At 62.3% G+C, this 19,697-nt stretch carries 14 protein-coding genes; 8 read left to right on the forward strand and 6 right to left on the reverse strand.

The genetic code is table 11. The annotated features are described in order from the left end of the window. Positions 1-34: 34 nt before the first annotated feature. The 6 genes from ACJA3S_RS01605 (at position 35) to ACJA3S_RS01630 (ending at position 5,653) form a co-directional block, all read left to right on the forward strand. Positions 35-667: a sarcosine oxidase subunit gamma gene (locus ACJA3S_RS01605; protein ID WP_013970521.1), complete on the forward strand. Its 633-nt coding sequence runs from the start codon at positions 35-37 to the stop codon at positions 665-667. Between the two features lie 11 nt (positions 668-678). Continuing rightward, positions 679-1,536 carry a formyltetrahydrofolate deformylase gene (gene purU, locus ACJA3S_RS01610; protein ID WP_186674975.1) on the forward strand — a complete coding sequence of 286 codons (858 nt, stop codon included), beginning with the start codon at positions 679-681 and terminating at the stop codon, positions 1,534-1,536. A 302-nt stretch (positions 1,537-1,838) separates the two neighbouring features. Further along, positions 1,839-3,038, forward strand: a complete 1,200-nt coding sequence (fdhA, locus tag ACJA3S_RS01615; RefSeq protein WP_186687513.1) for a formaldehyde dehydrogenase, glutathione-independent — start codon at positions 1,839-1,841, stop codon at positions 3,036-3,038. Positions 3,039-3,171: 133 nt separating this feature from the next. Further along, positions 3,172-3,741: a DUF2780 domain-containing protein gene (locus tag ACJA3S_RS01620; RefSeq protein WP_406820646.1), complete on the forward strand. Its 570-nt coding sequence runs from the start codon at positions 3,172-3,174 to the stop codon at positions 3,739-3,741. A gap of 338 nt (positions 3,742-4,079) precedes the next feature. After that, entirely contained in the window at positions 4,080-4,532 is a 453-nt protein-coding gene (locus tag ACJA3S_RS01625) for a hypothetical protein (protein WP_406820647.1), read from the forward strand. Positions 4,533-5,197: 665 nt separating this feature from the next. Then, a complete protein-coding gene (locus tag ACJA3S_RS01630; protein ID WP_406820648.1) occupies positions 5,198-5,653 on the forward strand; it encodes a hypothetical protein in 456 nt (151 codons plus the stop codon). A 139-nt stretch (positions 5,654-5,792) separates the two neighbouring features. Here ACJA3S_RS01630 and ACJA3S_RS01635 read toward each other — a convergent pair whose 3' ends face one another. Next, positions 5,793-6,680: an acyltransferase gene (locus ACJA3S_RS01635; RefSeq protein WP_406820649.1), complete on the reverse strand. Its 888-nt coding sequence runs from the start codon at positions 6,678-6,680 to the stop codon at positions 5,793-5,795. Positions 6,681-6,862: 182 nt separating this feature from the next. Between ACJA3S_RS01635 and ACJA3S_RS01640 the strand changes: the two genes are divergently transcribed. Continuing rightward, complete coding sequence (locus ACJA3S_RS01640) at positions 6,863-7,363, forward strand: ATP-dependent zinc protease (RefSeq protein ID WP_170027886.1); 501 nt, start codon at positions 6,863-6,865, stop codon at positions 7,361-7,363. A 76-nt stretch (positions 7,364-7,439) separates the two neighbouring features. Here the strand turns inward: ACJA3S_RS01640 and ACJA3S_RS01645 are convergent, their stop codons facing one another. From ACJA3S_RS01645 to aceE, 5 genes are all read right to left on the reverse strand, one after another. Continuing rightward, entirely contained in the window at positions 7,440-8,063 is a 624-nt protein-coding gene (locus ACJA3S_RS01645) for a glutathione S-transferase (RefSeq protein ID WP_406820650.1), read from the reverse strand. A 2-nt stretch (positions 8,064-8,065) separates the two neighbouring features. Further along, on the reverse strand, positions 8,066-8,731 hold the full coding sequence (msrA, locus tag ACJA3S_RS01650; RefSeq protein WP_406820651.1) for a peptide-methionine (S)-S-oxide reductase MsrA: 666 nt from the start codon (positions 8,729-8,731) through the stop codon (positions 8,066-8,068). A gap of 165 nt (positions 8,732-8,896) precedes the next feature. Next, the gene (locus ACJA3S_RS01655; RefSeq protein WP_406820652.1) at positions 8,897-11,587 is read right to left on the reverse strand and encodes a putative bifunctional diguanylate cyclase/phosphodiesterase; all 2,691 of its coding nucleotides are present in this window, start codon (positions 11,585-11,587) and stop codon (positions 8,897-8,899) included. A 316-nt stretch (positions 11,588-11,903) separates the two neighbouring features. After that, entirely contained in the window at positions 11,904-13,544 is a 1,641-nt protein-coding gene (gene aceF / locus ACJA3S_RS01660; RefSeq protein ID WP_406820653.1) for a dihydrolipoyllysine-residue acetyltransferase, read from the reverse strand. A gap of 13 nt (positions 13,545-13,557) precedes the next feature. Next, entirely contained in the window at positions 13,558-16,203 is a 2,646-nt protein-coding gene (gene aceE, locus ACJA3S_RS01665) for a pyruvate dehydrogenase (acetyl-transferring), homodimeric type (RefSeq protein ID WP_170027891.1), read from the reverse strand. 383 nt (positions 16,204-16,586) lie between these two features. Here aceE and glnE point away from each other — a divergent pair, with 383 nt between their 5' ends. Continuing rightward, positions 16,587-19,520, forward strand: a complete 2,934-nt coding sequence (gene glnE, locus ACJA3S_RS01670) for a bifunctional [glutamate--ammonia ligase]-adenylyl-L-tyrosine phosphorylase/[glutamate--ammonia-ligase] adenylyltransferase (RefSeq protein ID WP_406820654.1) — start codon at positions 16,587-16,589, stop codon at positions 19,518-19,520. Positions 19,521-19,697 lie beyond the last annotated feature (177 nt).

The raw sequence follows: 19,697 nt of genomic DNA on the forward strand, positions 1-19,697 counted from the left end.
CTTCGCGATCAACAGAATTCAAGGCAGGTAAGAAATGAGCGCTATCAACGTCTTCCAGCAAAACCCCGGCGCCGAGGCCAAGGCCCAGTCGCCACTGCACCACGCCGACCTGGCCAGCCTGGTTGGCAAAGGCCGCAAGAACGCAGGCGTGACCCTGCGTGAACGCAAGTTCCTCGGCCACCTGACCATTCGTGGCGATGGCCACGACCCAGAGTTCGCCGCCGGCGTGCACAAGGCCCTGGGCCTGGAGCTGCCAGTGGCGCTGACCGTGGTCGCCAACAACGAAATGTCGCTGCAATGGATGGGCCCTGACGAGTGGTTGCTGATCGTCCCCGGCGGCCAGGAGTTTGCCGTCGAGCAAAAGCTGCGCGCCGCCCTCGAAGGCCAGCACATCCAGGTGGTCAACGTCAGCGGTGGGCAGAGCCTGCTGGAACTGCGCGGCCCGAACGTGCGCGAAGTGCTGATGAAGTCCACCAGCTATGATGTTCACCCGAACAACTTCCCGGTGGGCAAGGCCGTCGGTACCGTGTTCGCCAAGTCGCAACTGGTGATCCGCCGCACCGCCGAAGACACCTGGGAGCTGGTGATCCGCCGCAGCTTCGCCGACTACTGGTGGCTGTGGCTGCAGGACGCTTCGGCCGAGTACGGCCTGAGCATCGAAGCTTAAGGAGAGCGAACATGAGTCGGGCACCGGATACCTGGATTCTCACCGCCGACTGCCCGAGCATGCTCGGTACCGTCGACGTGGTGACGCGTTACCTCTTCGAGCAGCGCTGCTACGTGACGGAGCACCACTCCTTCGATGACCGGCTGTCGGGGCGTTTCTTCATTCGCGTGGAGTTTCGCCAGCCGGACGATTTCGACGAGGCAGGCTTCCGCGCCGGCCTTGCCGAGCGCAGCGAAGCGTTCGGCATGGCCTTCGAGCTGACCGCACCCAACCACCGCCCGAAGGTGGTGATCATGGTGTCCAAGGCCGACCACTGCCTCAATGATCTGCTGTACCGCCAGCGCATCGGCCAGCTGGCCATGGACGTGGTCGCAGTGGTGTCCAACCACCCCGACCTCGAGCCCCTGGCACAGTGGCACAAGATTCCCTACTACCACTTTGCCCTCGACCCCAAGGACAAGCCGGCGCAAGAGCGCAAGGTGATCCAGGTGATCGAGGAAACTGGCGCGGAGCTGGTGGTGCTTGCCCGTTACATGCAGGTGCTGTCGCCGGAGCTGTGCCGCCGCCTGGATGGCTGGGCGATAAACATCCATCACTCGCTGTTGCCCGGTTTCAAAGGCGCCAAGCCTTACCACCAGGCCTACAACAAGGGCGTGAAGATGGTGGGTGCCACGGCGCACTACATCAACAACGACCTGGACGAAGGGCCGATCATCGCCCAGGGCGTGGAGGTGGTGGACCACAGCCACTACCCGGAAGACCTGATCGCCAAGGGGCGCGACATCGAATGCCTGACCCTGGCGCGGGCGGTGGGCTATCACATCGAACGGCGAGTATTCCTCAACGCCAACCGGACGGTCGTTCTCTAACAACCTGCACCGGCCATTCGCGGGCAAGCCCGCTTCCACAGGTACAGCGTTGGCGTTGAGCCTTGCGTCAACCCCTGTGGGAGCGGCTTTAGCCGCGAAGAGGTCGGCACAGGCCACCACCTTTGTTCCCCATTTCTGTCAACGACAAACCTGCCGCTAAAAGGCATCTCCCTGTCGCTCCCAGTCAGTGCAAGTCGCTGTATCAGGCCCACAATTCCCTGCATTCCAGAAACACATGCCGCCCACGGATGGCGGCGCGTTCAACCACCGCTGCATAAATACAAATCAAGCGAGGTAAGAGCATGTCTGGCAATCGTGGAGTGGTATATCTCGGCGCCGGCAAGGTCGAGGTGCAGAAGATCGACTACCCGAAAATGCAGGACCCACGCGGCAACAAGATCGAGCACGGCGTGATCCTGAAGGTGGTCTCCACCAACATCTGCGGCTCCGACCAGCACATGGTCCGCGGTCGCACCACTGCCCAGGTCGGCCTGGTCCTGGGCCACGAAATCACCGGTGAAATCGTCGAGATGGGGCGTGATGTCGAACGCCTGAAAATCGGTGACCTGGTATCGGTACCGTTCAACGTTGCCTGCGGCCGCTGCCGCTCCTGCAAGGAAATGCACACCGGTGTCTGCCTCACCGTCAACCCGGCCCGCGCCGGTGGTGCCTACGGCTACGTCGACATGGGCGACTGGACCGGCGGCCAGGCCGAATACGTGCTGGTGCCGTACGCCGACTTCAACCTGCTGAAGCTGCCGGATCGCGACAAGGCCATGGAGAAGATCCGTGACCTGACCTGCCTGTCCGACATCCTGCCGACCGGCTACCACGGCGCTGTCACCGCTGGCGTAGGCCCAGGCAGCACCGTGTATGTTGCCGGTGCCGGCCCGGTCGGCCTGGCCGCTGCCGCCTCGGCGCGCCTGCTCGGCGCGGCCTGTGTCATCGTCGGTGACCTCAACCCGGCCCGCCTGGCCCACGCCAAGTCGCAGGGCTTCGAAGTGGTCGACCTGTCCAAGGACACCCCGCTGCACGAGCAGATCGTCGACATTCTCGGCGAGCCGGAAGTGGACTGCGCCGTCGACGCCGTTGGCTTCGAGGCTCGCGGCCACGGCCACGAAGGGGCCAAGCATGAAGCGCCGGCTACCGTGCTGAACTCGCTGATGCAAGTGACCCGTGTTGCCGGCAAGATCGGTATCCCGGGCCTGTACGTGACCGAAGACCCGGGTGCGGTGGATGCCGCGGCCAAGATCGGCGCGCTGAGCATCCGCTTTGGCCTGGGTTGGGCGAAGTCGCACAGCTTCCACACCGGCCAGACCCCGACCATGAAGTACAACCGCCAGCTGATGCAGGCGATCATGTGGGACCGCATCAACATTGCCGAAGTGGTAGGCGTGCAGGTCATCAACCTCGACCAGGCACCGGAAGGCTATGGCGAGTTCGATGCTGGCGTGCCGAAGAAATTCGTCATCGACCCGCACAAGATGTGGGGCGCAGCTTAACCTGATGGAGCAACGCCCCCGCCCCGGGGGCGTTGTGCTTACAGCAGGCCGATAACCGGCCAGGAACAAACGTCTGCCACTCCAGTCCAATGCCTCGTTTCCCCGGCCATCCCGGCCGACGAGGTCCCTCCCGATGAAAGCATTCACGCTGGCTACCCTGATGACCCTGGCCGCAAGCCCGGTGTTCGCCTATAACCTCAGCGATGCGGCCAATGCCGTTGCCGCCATGCAGCAACAGGGCCAGCAAGGCCAGGTGCAGGCACCGGCGGCGCAGGCCAACCTGCTCAACATCCTGGGCAGCCAGCTGAACATCACCCCGGAACAGGCGGTGGGTGGCGCAGGGGCCATGCTGGGGCTGGCGCGCAACAACCTCAGCAGCGACGACTACGGCCAGCTGACCAAGGCCGTGCCTGGCCTCGACCTGCTGTCGGGCGCCAATCTCCTGGGTGGGCTGAGTGGGTTGGGGCAGTTGCTGGGCAATGACAAGGATAGCCAGTCGGCCTTGGACAAGGCGCTGGGCAACGATGTGCAGAGCCGCACCGACTTGGACGCTGCATTCAAGGCGTTGGGCATGGATACCGGCATGATCGGGCAGTTCGCCCCGCTGCTGCTGCAGTACCTTGGGCAACAGGGTATTGCCGGGTCGTTGCTGCAGAATCTGGGCAGCCTGTGGTCGACGCCATTGTCCACACCTTCGGTATGACGCCATTGCCTATCGAGATTTAGGCCGGGCTGACGATAGACGTCCCGTTACTAGCAAGCGTTGGCCAGCGTTACATCTGACGGCTCTGCCAGGTATCCGTATTTCATGATCTCGCCAGGCTTGTCAAACCGCCAATCTCGCTGTGCGAGCCAGCCAGTATCGAACAGATGCTGGCTTTCAACAGCGCCGGACCTATCATTTTTACCAGTTACTCCGCAGCGCCGAATTCATTAGATTCACGACAGGCCAATCGAACCCGTATCGGTCGTGACTCGGGGACGGTACGCAAGCCAACTTGCCGCGGCCTGAACGTTTCTTGACTGATGGGAGGCCTGATCATGCCACGGGAAAACTACGTAGTCATAGATTTTCAAGATGTAGCTTTACAAGACAGGGTAAAAGAAGTTTCGACCCTGCATGGAATGTTCAGCTGGATAATCGAAGGCAGTGGATTTTTTGACGTTCGTGAGCGCACCTCATCGAATGGTAACCCCGATCACTACCTTTATGCCTACGAATTGAATACGCATAAGTTCGCAGTGCGATTAGCGCTGGCAAAACCTGCGAGCAGAATTTCTTACGCTCCGGAGTATCCAACCGAAGGAGCCGGCGGGCTGGCTAATGCGGCGGCACTCGTTCATTTGTCCGATGACTCGACAGCGACGGTAAGCACCGAAGCGGGTAATCTATACATTGACTACACCGCCCCTGCCGAGCTGAGTATCAAGAGTGTTGATTTTCTTATGTCGTCGCGTGGTACAGCACTGGATAATATCAAACTCTATGAATAACATTTGATCCAGTGAATATCTTCAATCCTTCAGGTCTGGCTGCTGATGATCAGCCTAGGGTCTAATCGCGTTGTTGTAGGCCTGTATTGACCTTTTCACGGACTTGCCCGGCTAAGAGACCGGTTCAGACAAGCGTCAGCCCCATCTACACCCGCAATTGCTCGATCCGCTGATGGACCGCACCCCTGAGGTTGGATAACACCGACCTCAGGGGTGTTATCAAAAGCAGGTACGCCAGATGGTTCAAGCTATCAGCCTTCCAGGCTTTTGTGTAGTGAGGCTTTGGCTACCGCTTCATTGCCGCCCGGTTTGAAATTCCCTCGGTATGATGTCATTACCTATCGAGATTTAGGCCGGGCCGACGATAGATGTCCCGTTACTAAAAGCGTTGGCCAGCGTTACATCTGGCGGTTCTGCCAGGTATCCGTATTTCATCATCTCGCCAGGCTCGTCAAATCGCCAATCGCGCTGTGCGAGCCAATCAGTATTGAACAGATGCACGCTTTCAGCAGCGCCGGACCTATCATTTTTACCAGTTACTTCGCAGCGCCGAACTCAGTAGATTAAAGGCAGGCCAGTGGAACCCGCATCGATCATGACTCGGGTACGGCGTAAAAACCACCTTGCCGCGGCCTTAACTTCTTTTGACTGATGAGTGCCTAATCATGAAAACGAATCCTCGTGTTATAGATTTCAGCAATTTACCAGAACAAGAAGAGAAACAAGAAATTAAGACGGAGCATGGTACCTTTCGCTGGATACCTGAATACGCAGGAACGATTTCGGTCAAAAAAGACCTTCCCCCACCGGCTGAAGGCACCCCTCCACCGATTGACATTGATGGTGAGCATTTATATGTCGTCACTACGGTACAGGGGAACTTCGTGCAGTTAGAGCCGACCAAACCTGCGAGCAGGATCTCTTACGATGCGTATTACCCAAGCAACGGCCTCGAAAATACGTCGGCTATGGTTCATCTGTCTGACAATAGCACAGTGCAAGTGGTCACGAAAGATCTGCACTTTGATTACACTGCCCCTGGCGAATTAACTATTAAAAGCCTTGATATTTTTGCCTACCGGGATGGTACTGCACTGGATAATTTCAGGCTCTATGACTAGTGCCTCGCTCATGTAATAGCTACTGTACTTCACTGTCTGGTTGCTGATGATCAGCCCGGTTCTGATCGGGTTGCTGTAATCTGTGCGGGCCTCTTCGCGCGCTTACCTGGCAAAGAGGCCGGCTCGTACAGCAGAAGCCTCAGCCCATCTCCGCCCGCAGCTCTTCGATCCGCTGATCCTTGGCCACCCACAACTGGTTCACCCATGCCTGCACCGTCTGCCGGAAGGCGGGATCATTCTCATAGTCCCCAGCCCACAGCACCGGGTCCAGGTCACGGACCTGAATGTCGATGATCACCCGGCTGATGCTGCCATTGAGCAGCTCCCAGAACCCTGGCGCCCGGTTGCCGGGGTAGACGATGGTCACGTCCAGCAATGCGTCCAGCTGCTCGCCCAGCGCCGCCAGCACGAAGGCCACGCCGCCGGCCTTGGGCTTGAGCAGGTGGCGATACGGTGATTGCTGCTCCAGGCGCTTGGCCTCGCTGAAGCGGGTGCCTTCGAGGTAGTTGACCACGGTCACCGGCTGGCGCTTGAACAGTTCACAGGCGGCCTTGGTGATTTCCAGATCCTTGCCCTTGAGTTCTGGGTGCTTCTGCAGAAACGCCTTGCTGTAGCGCTTCATGAACGGATAGTCCAGGCCCCACCAGGCCAGGCCCAGCAGCGGTACCCAGATCAGCTCCTTTTTCAGGAAGAACTTGAAGAATGGTGTGCGGCGATTAAGGCTTTCGATCAGCGCCGGGATGTCGACCCAGGTCTGGTGGTTGCTGACCGCCAGGTAGGAAGTGTCCCTGCGCAGGTTCTCGACACCGCGTATATCCCACCGGGTAGGAATGCACAGGGCGAAAATGGCCTTGTCGATCTCCGACCAGGTTTCAGCCACCCACATTACCGCCCACGAGGCATAGTCCCGCCCGCGGCCTGGCAATACCAGCTTGAGCAGGGCGAAGACCAGCAGTGGGCCGATCAGCACCAAGGTGTTGAGCAGCAGCAGGGTGGTGGTGAGGATGCCGGTCAGCAGGCGACGCATAAGGAGACTCTTGTTGTGGGATGAAAACGGTTGGCAATCATAAGCAGGGCCGTGGCCTACGCCAAATTTCCAATGCCCGGCGGCGGAGACAAATGTTTCACATTATGTTGGTTAGGCTTGTGACAGCGAACCTATCCTGCCAGTGCAGTCTAAGCACTGACACTTCTCAAGGAAGCCTGCCTGTGAAATATCTCTTTGCCATGTTGTCGCTGTTGGCCCTGCCGGTAATGGCTGCCGAGCCAACCCTTTACGGTCGTTACGAAAACATTGCCCTGCCCGAACTGGGCGAAACCCTGAAAGCCAAGATGGACACCGGTGCCTTCACCGCGTCGCTGTCGGCCAAGGACATCGAACTGTTCACCCGTGATGGCGACGAGTGGGTGCGCTTCCGCCTGGCGACCAAGGACTCGGACGGCAAGGTGTACGAGCACAAAGTCTCGCGTATCAGCAAGATCAAGGGGCGTGCCGACGAGGAAGACGAAGGCGACGGGCCGGAAATCTCCAAGCGCCCGGTGGTGGACCTAGAGCTGTGCCTGGGTGACGTGAAGCGCACCGTGGAAGTGAACCTGGTGGACCGCAGCAGCTTCAACTACCCGCTGCTGGTGGGTTCCAAGGCGCTGCGCGAATTCAAGGCTGCGGTCAACCCGGCGAAGAAGTTCACCGCTGGCAAGCCGGACTGCTGATGCTGTGCTGGCCTCATCGCGGATGAATCCGCTCCTACAAATACGTGTAGGAGCGGATTCATCCGCGATGGGTCTGTCAGGCTGTCGGGGCTGTAGCGACCATCGACGGCCGCTTGGCCACTTCGGCATACCACGCCGCCAGGCCAGGCTGGCGCTCGCGCCAACCGAACTCGGGTTGACGCAGATCCAGGTACCCCAGCGCACAGGCCACGCCGATCGCCGCGAGGTCGAAGCCGCTGGCCAACTCGGCCAGGTGCTCCTGCTCCAGGTTGGCCAGGCTGCGGCGAATCTTCTCGCCTTGTGCTTCCAGCCAGCCATCCCAGCGTTTGTCCTCCGGCCGCAGGAAGCTCTCATAGCGGCTCGAAACCGCCGCATCCATGATCGCATCCGCCTGCGAGGCCAGCGTCATGCGCCGCCAGCGTGCCGAACCCTCGCGCGGCAGTAGCGGCTGGCCGACATGCTGCAGGTCGAGGTACTCACAGATCACCCGGCTGTCGTGCAGCACGGTACCGTCGTCCAGGCGCAGGGCGGGGATCTTGCCGATCGGGTTGTCCTGGTTCAGCTGCGGGTCACCGCTCACCGGGCTGATGTTCACCGGCTGCAGCTTGACCCGCTGCAGCTGGCCGGTTTCGTGCAACACCACCATGACCTTGCGCACGAAAGGCGACAGCGGGGCATGGAACAGGGTCATCGTGCTCACGCTCAGTTACCTTGCAGGCTGGGTGGCAGGCACACGCCGGTACCGCCGATACCGCAGTAGCCGTCCGGGTTCTTCGCCAAGTATTGCTGATGGTAGGCCTCAGCGAAGTAGACGGTCGGTGCCTGGGCGATCTCGGTGGTGATTTCGCCGAAACCAGCTTTGTTCAGCTCGGCCTGGTAGGCGTCGCGGCTGGCCTTGGCCTGTTCCAGCTGTTCCGGGCTGGTGCAGTAGATGGCCGAGCGGTACTGGGTGCCGATGTCGTTGCCCTGGCGCATGCCCTGGGTCGGGTTGTGCAGTTCCCAGAACATTGCCAGCAGCTCGCGGTAGCTGACCTTGTCCTTGTCGAACACCACCAGCACCACTTCGGTATGGCCGGTCAGGCCCGAGCAGACTTCTTCGTAGGTGGGGTTCGGGGTGAAGCCGCCGGCGTAGCCGACCACGGTGCTGACCACGCCTTCACGCTGCCAGAAGCGGCGTTCGGCACCCCAGAAGCAGCCCAGGCCGAAGATGGCGAAGTCGACGTTCTGGAAGAACGGGCCGAGCAGCGGCGTGTCTTTGAACACGTAATGGAACTCGGGCAGGCTCATTGGCGTTTCGCGGCCAGGCAGGGCCTGTTCCGCGGTAGGCATGACGTTTTTGTTCACCAGGATTTCCGAACGCAGGACCATGGCCGTTCCTCTGTGTGTCAGTTGAATAGGTGTTGGGGCCTTCGCGGGCATGCCCGCTCCCACAGGATCACCACAGGGTCTGAATGTTGTGGGGTACCTGTGGGAGCGGGCGTGCCCGCGAAAGGGCCCGAATGGTTTCTATAGTGCCCGAGGTTTACGCCGCTGTCAGGCCAGCGGACCACGCGGATAGCGCTTCAGCCGTTCGGCCAGCTCGCGCCCCGGGATTGGCCGGTCGAACAGGTAACCCTGGCCGACGTCGCAGCGGTGCCGGCGCAGGAACGCCAGCTGCTCAGGCGTCTCGATGCCCTCGGCCACCACCTTCAGCTTGAGGTTATGGGCCATGGCCACCACCGCCGAGGTAATCTCCATGTCGTCCTGGTTGTCCGGGATTTCGTTGATGAAGCTGCGGTCGATCTTGAGGATGTCGATGGGAAACTTCTTCAGGTAGCTCAGCGACGAATAACCGGTACCAAAGTCGTCCATGGCCAGGGTCAGGCCCAAGGCCTTCAATTCCTCCAGCTGGCGGTGGGTGTCATCGGTGGCTTCCAGCAGCAGGCCTTCGGTCAGTTCCAGTTCGAGCAGATGCGGGGGCAGGGCTTCTTCCTTGAGGATGCTGCTGATCGAGGCCACCAAATCCGGGTCGGAGAACTGCTTGGGCGACAGGTTGATGGCCACATGCAGGTTGCCCATGCCGGCCTCGCGCAGCTGCTGGCTCATGCGGCACGACTGGCGTACCACCCATTTGCCGATGGGGATGATCAGGCCGGTTTCCTCGGCCACGCTGATGAACTGGTCCGGGCGGATCATGCCGCGCTCGGGGTGGTTCCAGCGCAGCAGCGCTTCCAGCCCCAGCAGGCGACCACTGCGCAGGCACAGCTTGGGCTGGTAGAACACCTCCAGCTCGTTCTGGGTCAGGGCGCGGCGCAGGTTGTTCTCGACGAACAGCTTGTAGCTGGCTTCGGCATTGAGCACTTCGGTAAACACCTGCACCTGGTGCTTGCCGTTGGCCTTGGCCTTGTGCAGCGCCAGGCCGGCGTTCTTCATCAGGCTGGCCGGGTCTGCACCGTGCAGTGGCGCGTAGGCGAGGCCTACCGAAGCGGTGACGTTGATCAGCTGGTTGTCGACGAACATCGGTTTGTCGAGGGTCCGCAGCAATTGCATGGCGATGCTCTGGCCATCTTCGAGACGCGTGTCGTCGAGCAGCACGGCGAACTCGTTACTGGCGAAGCGCGCCAGGATGCCACCGGCGTGCAGGCTGTTGCGCAGGCGCCGGGCCAGGCTGATCAACAACTTGTCGCCGGTTTGATGGCCCAGGCTGTCGTTGATGCGCTTGAAGTTATCGATGTCCACCAGCAGCAGGCACATGGCGTTCTCGCCGTCACGGGCGAAGCACTCGTCCAGGCTGCGGATGAACGCCGGGCGGTTGCCCAGGTTGGTCAGGTTGTCGGTGTAGGCCAGCCGTTCGATGCGCTGCTGGGCCAGCTTGGTCTGGGTGACGTCTTCGTAGATGCCGATGTAGTGGGTCAGCTCGCGGTTGTCGCCATATACCTTGGAGATCGACAACTGGCCCCAGTAGGGCTCGAGGTTCTTGCGCCGGCTTCTGAACTCGCCCTGCCAGCTGTTGCCCATGGCCAGGCTCGACGGCGAGTCGAACAACAGTTCGCTGAGGTTCTCCAGGGCGGGCAGCTCACCCAGGTGGCGGCCCTGGACTTCCTCGGTGCTGTACTGGGTGATGGCGGTGAAGCTGGGGTTGACGTACTCCACCACGCCGTCGCGGTTGACCAGCAGGAAGGCGCTGGCGCTCTGCTCGACCGCGCGCTGGAACAAGTGCAGGGCACTGGCCGCAGTGCGCCGGTTGTGGTTGGTGATGGCCTGGGCGAACTGGTCGGCCAACTCGCCGGCAAAGGCGATTTCGTCCGACTGCCAGGCCCGTGGCTGGCCGGTCTGCTCCAGGCACAGCACGCCGACTACCTGGCCATCGACGCGGATGCTGGCATCGAGCATGGCTTTGTTTGCCGGGCGCAGGCTTTGCGCGAGCGCGCGGGTGCGCGGGTCATGGCCGGCATTGTGGGCGTCGATGGCGCGGCTGGCATGCAGCGCGTCAAGGTAGTCGGGGAAGCGGCTGGCATCGATGGCTTCGGGCTGGCGATGCTCTTGTGTGTCCCGGTACCAGGCAGTGATCGGCACCAACTGCTGGCCGTCCAGGTGCCAGATGCTGGCGCAGTCGACCTTGTAGATTTCGCAAGCGCTCTGGGTGATCAGCTGGGCAGCTTCCAGCAGCGAGTTGCCGCCGCTGTAGCGTTGGCGCGCAAGGCGCAGGATCAGGTCCTGCTGGCCACGTACCCGCTCCAGGTGTTCGAGCTGTTCCTGCTGCGCACGCTGGTTCAGCTGCAGGGCCAGTTGCAGGCGGTTGTTGCGCGATTCCAGGTCGCTGGAGCCGGTATCGCCGCTGTCTTCGGGCTGGTCGTCGAGCACACTGAGGTAGCCGTGCAGCAGTTGGCGATTGTGCTGTTTGTAGGTTTCCCCTACTTCCAGCAGGCGTAGCGATGCGGTGGGCGTGTGCAAGGTGTAGCGCACGCGGTAGTAACCACGCTGGGCCAGTTGCAACTGGATCTCGTCGTGTAGCCGGTAGCGGACCTCGGGTTCCATCAGGCTGGCGTAAGGGGCGTCGATCAGCGCGCACAGGTCGCTGGCGTGCAGGCCGAACTGGCGTTCGCAAGCCGGGTCGAGGTAGAGCATGGCCCAAGTGGCTTCGTTGAGCCTTTCGAAACGCAGCATGCCGAGCCGCGAGGGCACGGGTAACTGCGTGACGACCTCGGCCGCCACACGGCTGGCGGCATCGGGTTGGCTTTTCATCGAAGACTCGCTTGAAGAGGGAACGCGGCCTTTGGGCGGCGGCAGATCTGGCAAGGTTGCATCATGTCCAGGGGGCTGGCAAGCCGCCATGTGTGATGCTGTGTACGGGTTATCGGCTTGTGGGCTGGATTCTGTAGTTCGCCTTGATTGTTTCGGCGCCTGTGCGGTCGAGCGCCGCACGGGCGGCGCTCGACCGCACAGGCGCCAAACGTTTATCGCCAGGCAAAAAAAAGCCCCGCCAATCGACGGGGTTGAGGTACGAGCGTGGCAGCTCGAAAAGGGTACTGCCCCTCGCTGGGAGGGGCAGTGTGCTGCCTTACAGCAGCATGGTGCGGATATCGCCCAGCACGTCGCCCAGGCGCTTGGTGAAGCGCGCGGCGGCAGCGCCGTTGATCACACGGTGATCGTAGGACAGCGACAGCGGCAGCATCAGCTTCGGCTGGAAGGCCTTGCCGTCCCAGACTGGCTGCGTGGTCGCCTTGGAGACGCCCAGGATAGCCACTTCCGGTGCGTTGACGATCGGCGTGAAGCCGGTGCCGCCAATGTGGCCGAGGCTGGAGATGGTGAAGCAGGCGCCCTGCATCTCGTCAGCCGACAGCTTCTTGGTGCGGGCTTTTTCAGCCAGCGCAGCCGCTTCGGCAGCCAGTTGCAGCAGGCTCTTCTGGTCGACGTTCTTGATCACCGGTACCAGCAGGCCGTCCGGGGTGTCCACGGCGAAGCCGATGTGCACGTACTTCTTGCGGATGATGGCCTTGCCGCTTGGTGCCAGCGAGCTGTTGAAGTCCGGCAGTTCCTTGAGCAGGAAGGCGCAGGCCTTGAGCAGCAGTGGCAGCACGGTCAGCTTCACGCCAGCCTTCTCGGCCACGGCCTTCTGCGCCACGCGGAAGGCTTCCAGCTCGGTGATGTCGGCGGAGTCGAACTGGGTGACGTGCGGCACGTTCAGCCAGCTGCGGTGCAGGTTGGCGGCACCGACCTGCATCAGGCGGGTCAGGGCCACTTCTTCCACTTCACCGAACTTGCTGAAGTCCACGGCCGGGATCGGCGGGATGCCGGCGCCGCCGGTCGCGCCGGCGGCTGCCGGGGCTTCCTTGGCCTTCTGCATCATCGCCTTGACGTAGACCTGCACGTCTTCCTTCAGGATGCGGCCGTGCGGACCGGTGGCAGCAACTGCGCCCAGGTCGACACCGAATTCACGGGCCAGCTGGCGAACTGCCGGGCCGGCGTGAACCTTGGCGTTGCTGCCGGCAGCCGGTGCGGTGGCGACCGGTGCAGGAGCAGCAGCCGGAGCGGCAGCGGCAGGTGCGGCGGCCGGAGCCGCCTCAGCCTTGGCCGGGGCAGCAGCGGCAGATGCCGGGGCGGCAGCCGGGGCAGCGCCGGCGACTTCCAGCTTGAGGATTAGGTCACCGGTGCCGACTTCGTCGTCCAGCTTGGCGATCACTTCTTTCACCACGCCAGCGGCTGGCGACGGGATCTCCATGGAGGCCTTGTCGGACTCCAGGGTGATCAGCGACTGGTCGGCTTCGACGGTGTCGCCGGCCTTGACCAGCACTTCGATGATCTTGGCCTTGCCCGACGAACCGATGTCCGGCACGTGGATGTCCTGCACGCTGGCGGCAGCCGGGACTGCGGCCGCAGCAGGAGCCGGGGCGGCTTCAGCGGCCGGAGCCGGTGCAGCAGCCTGCGCCGGAGCGGCGGCAGGTGCCTCGGGGGCCGCAGCTGCGGCGCCCTCGGCTTCCAGAACCAGCAGCTCGTCGCCTTCTTTCAGGCGGTCGCCCAGCTTGACCTTCAGTTCCTTGATGACGCCGGCCTTCGGCGCCGGGATTTCCATGGAGGCCTTGTCGGACTCCAGGGTCAGCAGGCTCTGGTCAGCCTCGATACGGTCACCGACCTTGACGAACAGCTCGATGATTTCACCTTCACCGCTGCCGATGTCAGGTACGCGAATGAGTTCGCTCACTTAAAAATACTCCTCAGCAGTCCAGTGGGTTGCGCTTGTCCGGGTCGATGCCGAACTTGACGATGGCGTCAGCCACAACCTTGGGTTCGATCTCGCCACGGTCAGCCAGGGCTTCCAGCGCAGCCAGCACCACGAAGTGGCGGTCGACTTCGAAGAAGTGACGCAGCTTCTTGCGGCTGTCGCTGCGACCGTAACCGTCGGTACCCAGGACCTTGAACTCTTTGCTCGGCACCCACTGGCGGATCTGCTCGGCGAACAGCTTCATGTAGTCGGTAGAGGCGATGACCGGGCCTTTGCGGCCGCTCAGGCACTGCTCGACGTAGGTCTGCTGTGGCTTCTGGCCAGGTTTCAGGCGGTTGGCGCGTTCCACTGCCAGGCCGTCGCGACGCAGTTCGTTGAAGCTGGTAACGCTCCACACGTCGGCACCGATGTTGAACTCGTCACGCAGGATCTTCGCCGCTTCGCGGACTTCGCGCAGGATGGTGCCGGAGCCCATCAGCTGTACGTGGTGCGCGGCTTCGCGAGTGTCTTCCTCGAGCAGGTACATGCCCTTGATGATGCCTTCCTCGACCCCGGCCGGCATGGCTGGCTGCTGGTACGACTCGTTCATCACGGTGATGTAGTAGAAGATGTCCTGTTGCTCTTCGGTCATCTTCTTCATGCCGTCCTGGATGATCACCGCCAGCTCGTAGCCGTAGGTCGGATCGTAGGTGCGGCAGTTCGGAATGGTGCCCGCCATCATGTGGCTGTGACCGTCTTCGTGCTGCAGGCCTTCACCGTTGAGGGTGGTACGGCCGGCGGTACCGCCGATCAGGAAGCCACGGGTACGGCTGTCGCCAGCGGCCCAGGCCAGGTCGCCAATGCGCTGGAAGCCGAACATCGAGTAGAAGATGTAGAACGGCAGCATCGGCTGGTTGTGGCAGCTGTACGAGGTACCGGCAGCGATGAACGACGACATGGCGCCGGCTTCGTTGATGCCTTCCTCGAGGATCTGGCCCTTCTTGTCTTCGCGGTAGAACATCACCTGGTCTTTATCGACCGGCTCGTAGAGCTGGCCAACCGACGAGTAGATGCCCAGCTGGCGGAACATGCCTTCCATACCGAAGGTACGGGCTTCGTCCGGGATGATCGGGACGATGCGCTGGCCGATTTCCTTGTCCTTGACCAGCTGCGCCAGAATACGCACGAAGGCCATGGTGGTAGAGATTTCGCGGTCGCCCGAGCCGTCCAGGATCGCTTTCAGCGTTTCCAGTGGCGGGGTCGGCACGCTGAAGCTCTTGGCGCGGCGCTGTGGCACGAAACCGCCCAGGGCAGCACGGCGCTCGGCCAGGTACTTGGCTTCGGCAGAACCTTCTTCCGGCTTGAAGAACGGCAGGTTCTCCAGGTCGGCATCCTTGACCGGGATGTCGAAGCGGTCACGGAAGTGGCGCAGGCTGTCGACGTCGACCTTCTTGGTGTTGTGCGCGGTGTTCTTGGCTTCGCCGGCACCGGTACCGTAACCCTTGATGGTCTTGGCCAGGATGACGGTAGGCTGGTCCTTGTGGTTGACCGCCTGGTGGTACGCTGCGTAGACCTTGTACGGGTCGTGGCCGCCACGGTTGAGCTTCCAGATCTCGTCGTCGGACAGGTCTTCGACCATGGCCTTGAGCTCTGGGGTGTTGAAGAAGTGCTCACGGACGTACGCACCGTCCTTGGCCTTGTAGTTCTGGTACTCGCCGTCGATGACTTCGTCCATGCGGCGCTGCAGGGCACCGTTGGTGTCCTTGGCGAACAGTGGGTCCCAGAAGCGGCCCCAGACGACCTTGTTGACGTTCCAGCCACCGCCACGGAACACGCCTTCGAGTTCCTGGATGATCTTGCCGTTGCCGCGAACCGGGCCGTCGAGGCGCTGCAGGTTGCAGTTGATGACGAAGATCAGGTTGTCCAGCTTCTCGCGGCCGGCCAGGGCGATCGCGCCCAGGGATTCCGGCTCGTCGCACTCGCCGTCGCCCATGAAGCACCAGACTTTCTGCTTGCCGGCCGGGATGAAGCCGCGCGCTTCCAGGTACTTCATGAAACGTGCCTGGTAGATGGCCTGGATCGGGCCCAGACCCATCGATACGGTCGGGAACTGCCAGAAGTCAGGCATCAGCCAAGGGTGCGGGTACGAAGACAGGCCGTTGCCGTCCACTTCCTGACGGAAGTTGTTCATCTGCTCTTCGCTGATGCGGCCTTCCATGAAGGCGCGGGCGTAGACGCCTGGCGAAGCGTGGCCCTGGAAGAAGATCAGGTCGCCGCCGTGTTCTTCGGTCGGGGCCTGGAAGAAGTAGTTGAAGCCGATGTCGTACAGGGTGGCGCTGGAGGCGAAGCTGGAGATGTGTCCGCCCAGGTCCGAGTCTTTCAGGTTGGTACGCATGACCATGGCCAGGGCGTTCCAACGCACCATCGAGCGAATGCGGCGTTCCATGAACAGGTCGCCAGGCATGCGTGCTTCGTGGGTGACAGGGATGGTGTTGCGGTATGGCGTGGTGATCGCGTATGGCAGCTGGGAGCCACTACGGGTGGCCAGCTCGCCCATACGGGTCATCAGGTAATGAGCGCGGTCTTCGCCTTCTTTGTCGAGGACCGACTCCAGGGCATCCAGCCATTCCTGGGTTTCGATTGGATCGAGGTCTTGCATGGCTTGCTCCAGGGCGGAAAGGCAACCAGAATCGATTGCCTGAGTTTGCGACTGGCCTTATGGGCAGACGTCGTGAATTCTTGGATTACCGGGGTGTCCTCCGGCGCCGTGTAGTTTTACTACATTTGCTTTCGCATTTCATGCTTTTACACGACAGGGGTAGTAGTAAAACTACATTTGTGCGACGTTTCGTCGCATGCTGGCTTGTGAGGAAAAACGTTCATGTTGGTTGGCATTGTGTCGCGAACGGGTAATTCTTGATGGTTGTTGCCAATTTTAAGGCTGTTTCAGCTATTTCCAACTTTTGTACGACAGTCCAACCGTGGTCCGGCTTCCCCTTGACCGCTTTTTCCCCTCCATTTCACGCCGATCAAGGATAGACCATGCGCCTGCCTTTGCCGTCCGATCTGCCCGCCACCCTGCAACCGCTGGTCGCTCGCAACCAGCAATTCCTTCGCGATGCCGTGGCTTTTCACCCGGAACTCGACCTGCAGGCCTGGAGCCCGGCGCACTGGCAACAGTTCGACCAGGTAGCCGCTGCCAGCGACTTCGTGCTTGGCCTGGCCCGACGCGAGCCGGCCATGGTGTTCGGCCTGCTGGCCAGTGGCGAGCTGGACCGGCCGTACGCCCTGGGCGAGCTGCGTGGGCACATTGCCGCTGCTGCCCAGGCAGCACAGAGCGAGGACGAGCTGGCGCGCAACCTGCGTCGCGAGCGCAACCGCCAGCAGTTGCGCATCATCTGGCGCGACATCACCCGCCAGGCCGCGCTGGGTGAAACCTGCCGCGACCTGTCCGACCTGGCCGATGCCGCCATCGATGAGGCCTATCAATGGCTGTACCCGCGCCATTGCCAGCAGTTCGGCACGCCAATCGGCAACCGCAGCGGCCAGCCACAGCACATGGTGGTGCTGGGCATGGGCAAGCTGGGTGCGGTGGAGCTGAACCTGTCATCGGACATCGACCTGATCTTCGCCTTCCCCGAAGGCGGCGAAACCGAAGGGGTGAAGCGCTCGCTGGATAACCAGGAGTTCTTCACCCGCCTGGGCCAGCGCCTGATCAAGGCCCTGGACCCGGTCACCGTGGACGGCTTCGTGTTCCGCGTCGACATGCGCCTGCGCCCCTACGGCTCGGCCGGCGCGCTGGTGCTCAGCTTCAATGCGCTGGAGCAGTATTACCAGGACCAGGGTCGCGACTGGGAACGCTATGCGATGATCAAGGCGCGCGTGGTGGCCGGTGACCAGGCCGCCGGCGCGCAGCTGCAGGAGATGCTGCGGCCGTTCGTGTATCGCCGTTACCTGGACTTTTCCGCGATCGAAGCGCTGCGCACCATGAAGCAGCTGATCCAGCAGGAAGTGCGGCGCAAGGGCATGGCCGACAACATCAAGCTGGGCGCTGGCGGCATTCGCGAGGTGGAATTCATCGCCCAGGCCTTCCAGCTGATCCATGGTGGGCGCGACCTCAGCCTGCAGCAGCGGCCATTGCTGAAAGTGCTGGCCACCCTCGAAGGCCAGGGCTACCTGCCACCGGCGGTGGTCACCGAGCTGCGCGAGGGCTACGAATTCCTGCGTTATACCGAGCACGCCATCCAGGCCATCGCCGATCGCCAGACGCAGATGCTGCCGGACAGCGAGCTTGACCAGGCACGGGTGGCCTACATGCTCGGTTTTGCCGACTGGCAGAGCTTCCAGGACCAGCTGGTGTACTGGCGCGGCCGTATCGACTGGCACTTCCGCCAGGTGATTGCCGACCCGGATGACGAAGACGGCGAAGGCGAGCTGGTGGTAGGCGGCGAGTGGTCGCCGCTATGGGAGCAGGCGCAGGATGAAGAGGCTGCGGGCCGCCAACTGGAAGAGGCCGGTTTCAAGCAGCCCGCCGACGCCCTGCGGCGCCTGGCTGCGCTGCGCTCGAGCCCGCAGCTGCGCTCGATGCAGCGCATTGGCCGTGAGCGCCTGGATGCCTTTATCCCACGGTTGCTGGCCCAGACGGTCGAACATGCCGACCCCGACTTGGTGCTGGAGCGCGTGCTGCCGCTGGTCGAAGCCGTGGCGCGACGTTCTGCCTACCTGGTGCTGCTGACCGAAAACCCCGGCGCCCTGGGCCGCCTGCTGACCCTTTGCGCCGCCAGCCCGTGGATCGCCGAGCAGATTGCCCGTTACCCGCTGCTGCTCGACGAACTGCTCAACGAAGGCCGCCTGTACAGCCCGCCGCTGGCGCCGGAGCTTGCCAGCGAGCTGCGCGAGCGCCTGACGCGCATCCCCGAGGACGACCTGGAGCAGCAAATGGAGGCGCTGCGCCATTTCAAGCTGGCCCACAGCCTGCGCGTGGCGGCCTCGGAAATCAGCGGCAACCTGCCCTTGATGAAAGTCAGCGACTACCTGACCTGGCTGGCCGAAGCCATCCTCGACCAGGTGCTGGCGCTGGCCTGGCGCCAGACCGTGGCCCGTCACGGCCAACCCAGGCGCAGCGACGGCAGCCTGTGCGACCCGGGCTTCATCATCATTGGCTATGGCAAGGTCGGCGGGCTGGAACTCGGCCACGGCTCGGACCTGGACCTGGTATTCATCCATGACGGCGACCCGCAGGCGGAAACCGACGGCGCCAAGCCGATCGACGGTGCGCAGTTCTTCACCCGGCTGGGCCAGCGCATCATCCACCTGCTGGCCACCCAGACCAACTCCGGCCAGCTGTATGATGTCGACATGCGCCTGCGCCCGTCCGGTGCCGCCGGGCTGCTGGTCAGCTCGCTGGGCGCGTTCGAGCGCTACCAGCAGAACGAAGCCTGGACCTGGGAACACCAGGCCCTGGTGCGGGCCCGTGTACTGGTGGGCTGCCCGCAGGTGGGGGCAGCGTTCGAAGGCGTGCGCGCCAAGGTGCTGGGCCAGCCGCGCGACCTGCAGAAACTGCGCAGCGAAGTGAGCGAAATGCGCGCCAAGATGCGCGACAACCTGGGCACCAAGGCCACCGCTGCCGGCACCGCGGCCAACGCCTTCGAACCCGGTGTGCCGTTCGATATCAAGCAGGATGCCGGCGGTATCGTCGATATCGAATTTATGGTGCAATACGCGGCTTTGGCCTGGTCGCATGACCATCCGGCCTTGCTGCGATGGACCGATAACATCCGCATTCTGGAAGAGCTGGAGCAGGCAGGTTTGATGCCGGCCAGCGACGCGGTGCTGTTGCGTGAAGTGTACAAGGCGTTCCGTTCTGCCTCGCACCGCCAGGCCCTGCAGAAGCAGGCCGGGGTGATCGATGCCGCGCAGTTTGCCGATGAACGCCGCGAGGTGCGGCGGATCTGGGGTGAGTTGGGCTTGACTTGATATCGAGCTGGCTTCGTTCGCGGGCATGCCCGCTCCCACAGGGAAAGCGCAGGGCCGGATGGCTGTGCAATACCTGTGGGAGCGGGCGTGCCCGCGAATGGGCCATGTGAGTGGTACACTGTCGGCCACATAGCCTGAATATAAAGAGGGGAGGCCAGGCTGTACTGCAGCCTGTTG

Origin of the sequence: Pseudomonas sp. KnCO4 (genome assembly GCF_045344305.1) — a bacterium.
Lineage (GTDB): Bacteria > Pseudomonadota > Gammaproteobacteria > Pseudomonadales > Pseudomonadaceae > Aquipseudomonas > Aquipseudomonas anuradhapurensis.

Bases quoted from the DNA above. Each gene is read 5' to 3' on its own strand.
- ACJA3S_RS01625 (WP_406820647.1), top strand. From the start codon at position 4,080: ATGCCACGGGAAAACTACGTAGTCATAGATTTTCAAGATGTAGCTTTA.
- ACJA3S_RS01620 (WP_406820646.1), top strand. From the start codon at position 3,172: ATGAAAGCATTCACGCTGGCTACCCTGATGACCCTGGCCGCAAGCCCG.
- purU (WP_186674975.1), top strand. From the start codon at position 679: ATGAGTCGGGCACCGGATACCTGGATTCTCACCGCCGACTGCCCGAGC.
- fdhA (WP_186687513.1), top strand. From the start codon at position 1,839: ATGTCTGGCAATCGTGGAGTGGTATATCTCGGCGCCGGCAAGGTCGAG.
- ACJA3S_RS01655 (WP_406820652.1), bottom strand. From the start codon at position 11,587: ATGAAAAGCCAACCCGATGCCGCCAGCCGTGTGGCGGCCGAGGTCGTC.
- msrA (WP_406820651.1), bottom strand. From the start codon at position 8,731: ATGGTCCTGCGTTCGGAAATCCTGGTGAACAAAAACGTCATGCCTACC.
- ACJA3S_RS01630 (WP_406820648.1), top strand. From the start codon at position 5,198: ATGAAAACGAATCCTCGTGTTATAGATTTCAGCAATTTACCAGAACAA.
- ACJA3S_RS01605 (WP_013970521.1), top strand. From the start codon at position 35: ATGAGCGCTATCAACGTCTTCCAGCAAAACCCCGGCGCCGAGGCCAAG.
- ACJA3S_RS01635 (WP_406820649.1), bottom strand. From the start codon at position 6,680: ATGCGTCGCCTGCTGACCGGCATCCTCACCACCACCCTGCTGCTGCTC.
- glnE (WP_406820654.1), top strand. From the start codon at position 16,587: ATGCGCCTGCCTTTGCCGTCCGATCTGCCCGCCACCCTGCAACCGCTG.
- aceE (WP_170027891.1), bottom strand. From the start codon at position 16,203: ATGCAAGACCTCGATCCAATCGAAACCCAGGAATGGCTGGATGCCCTG.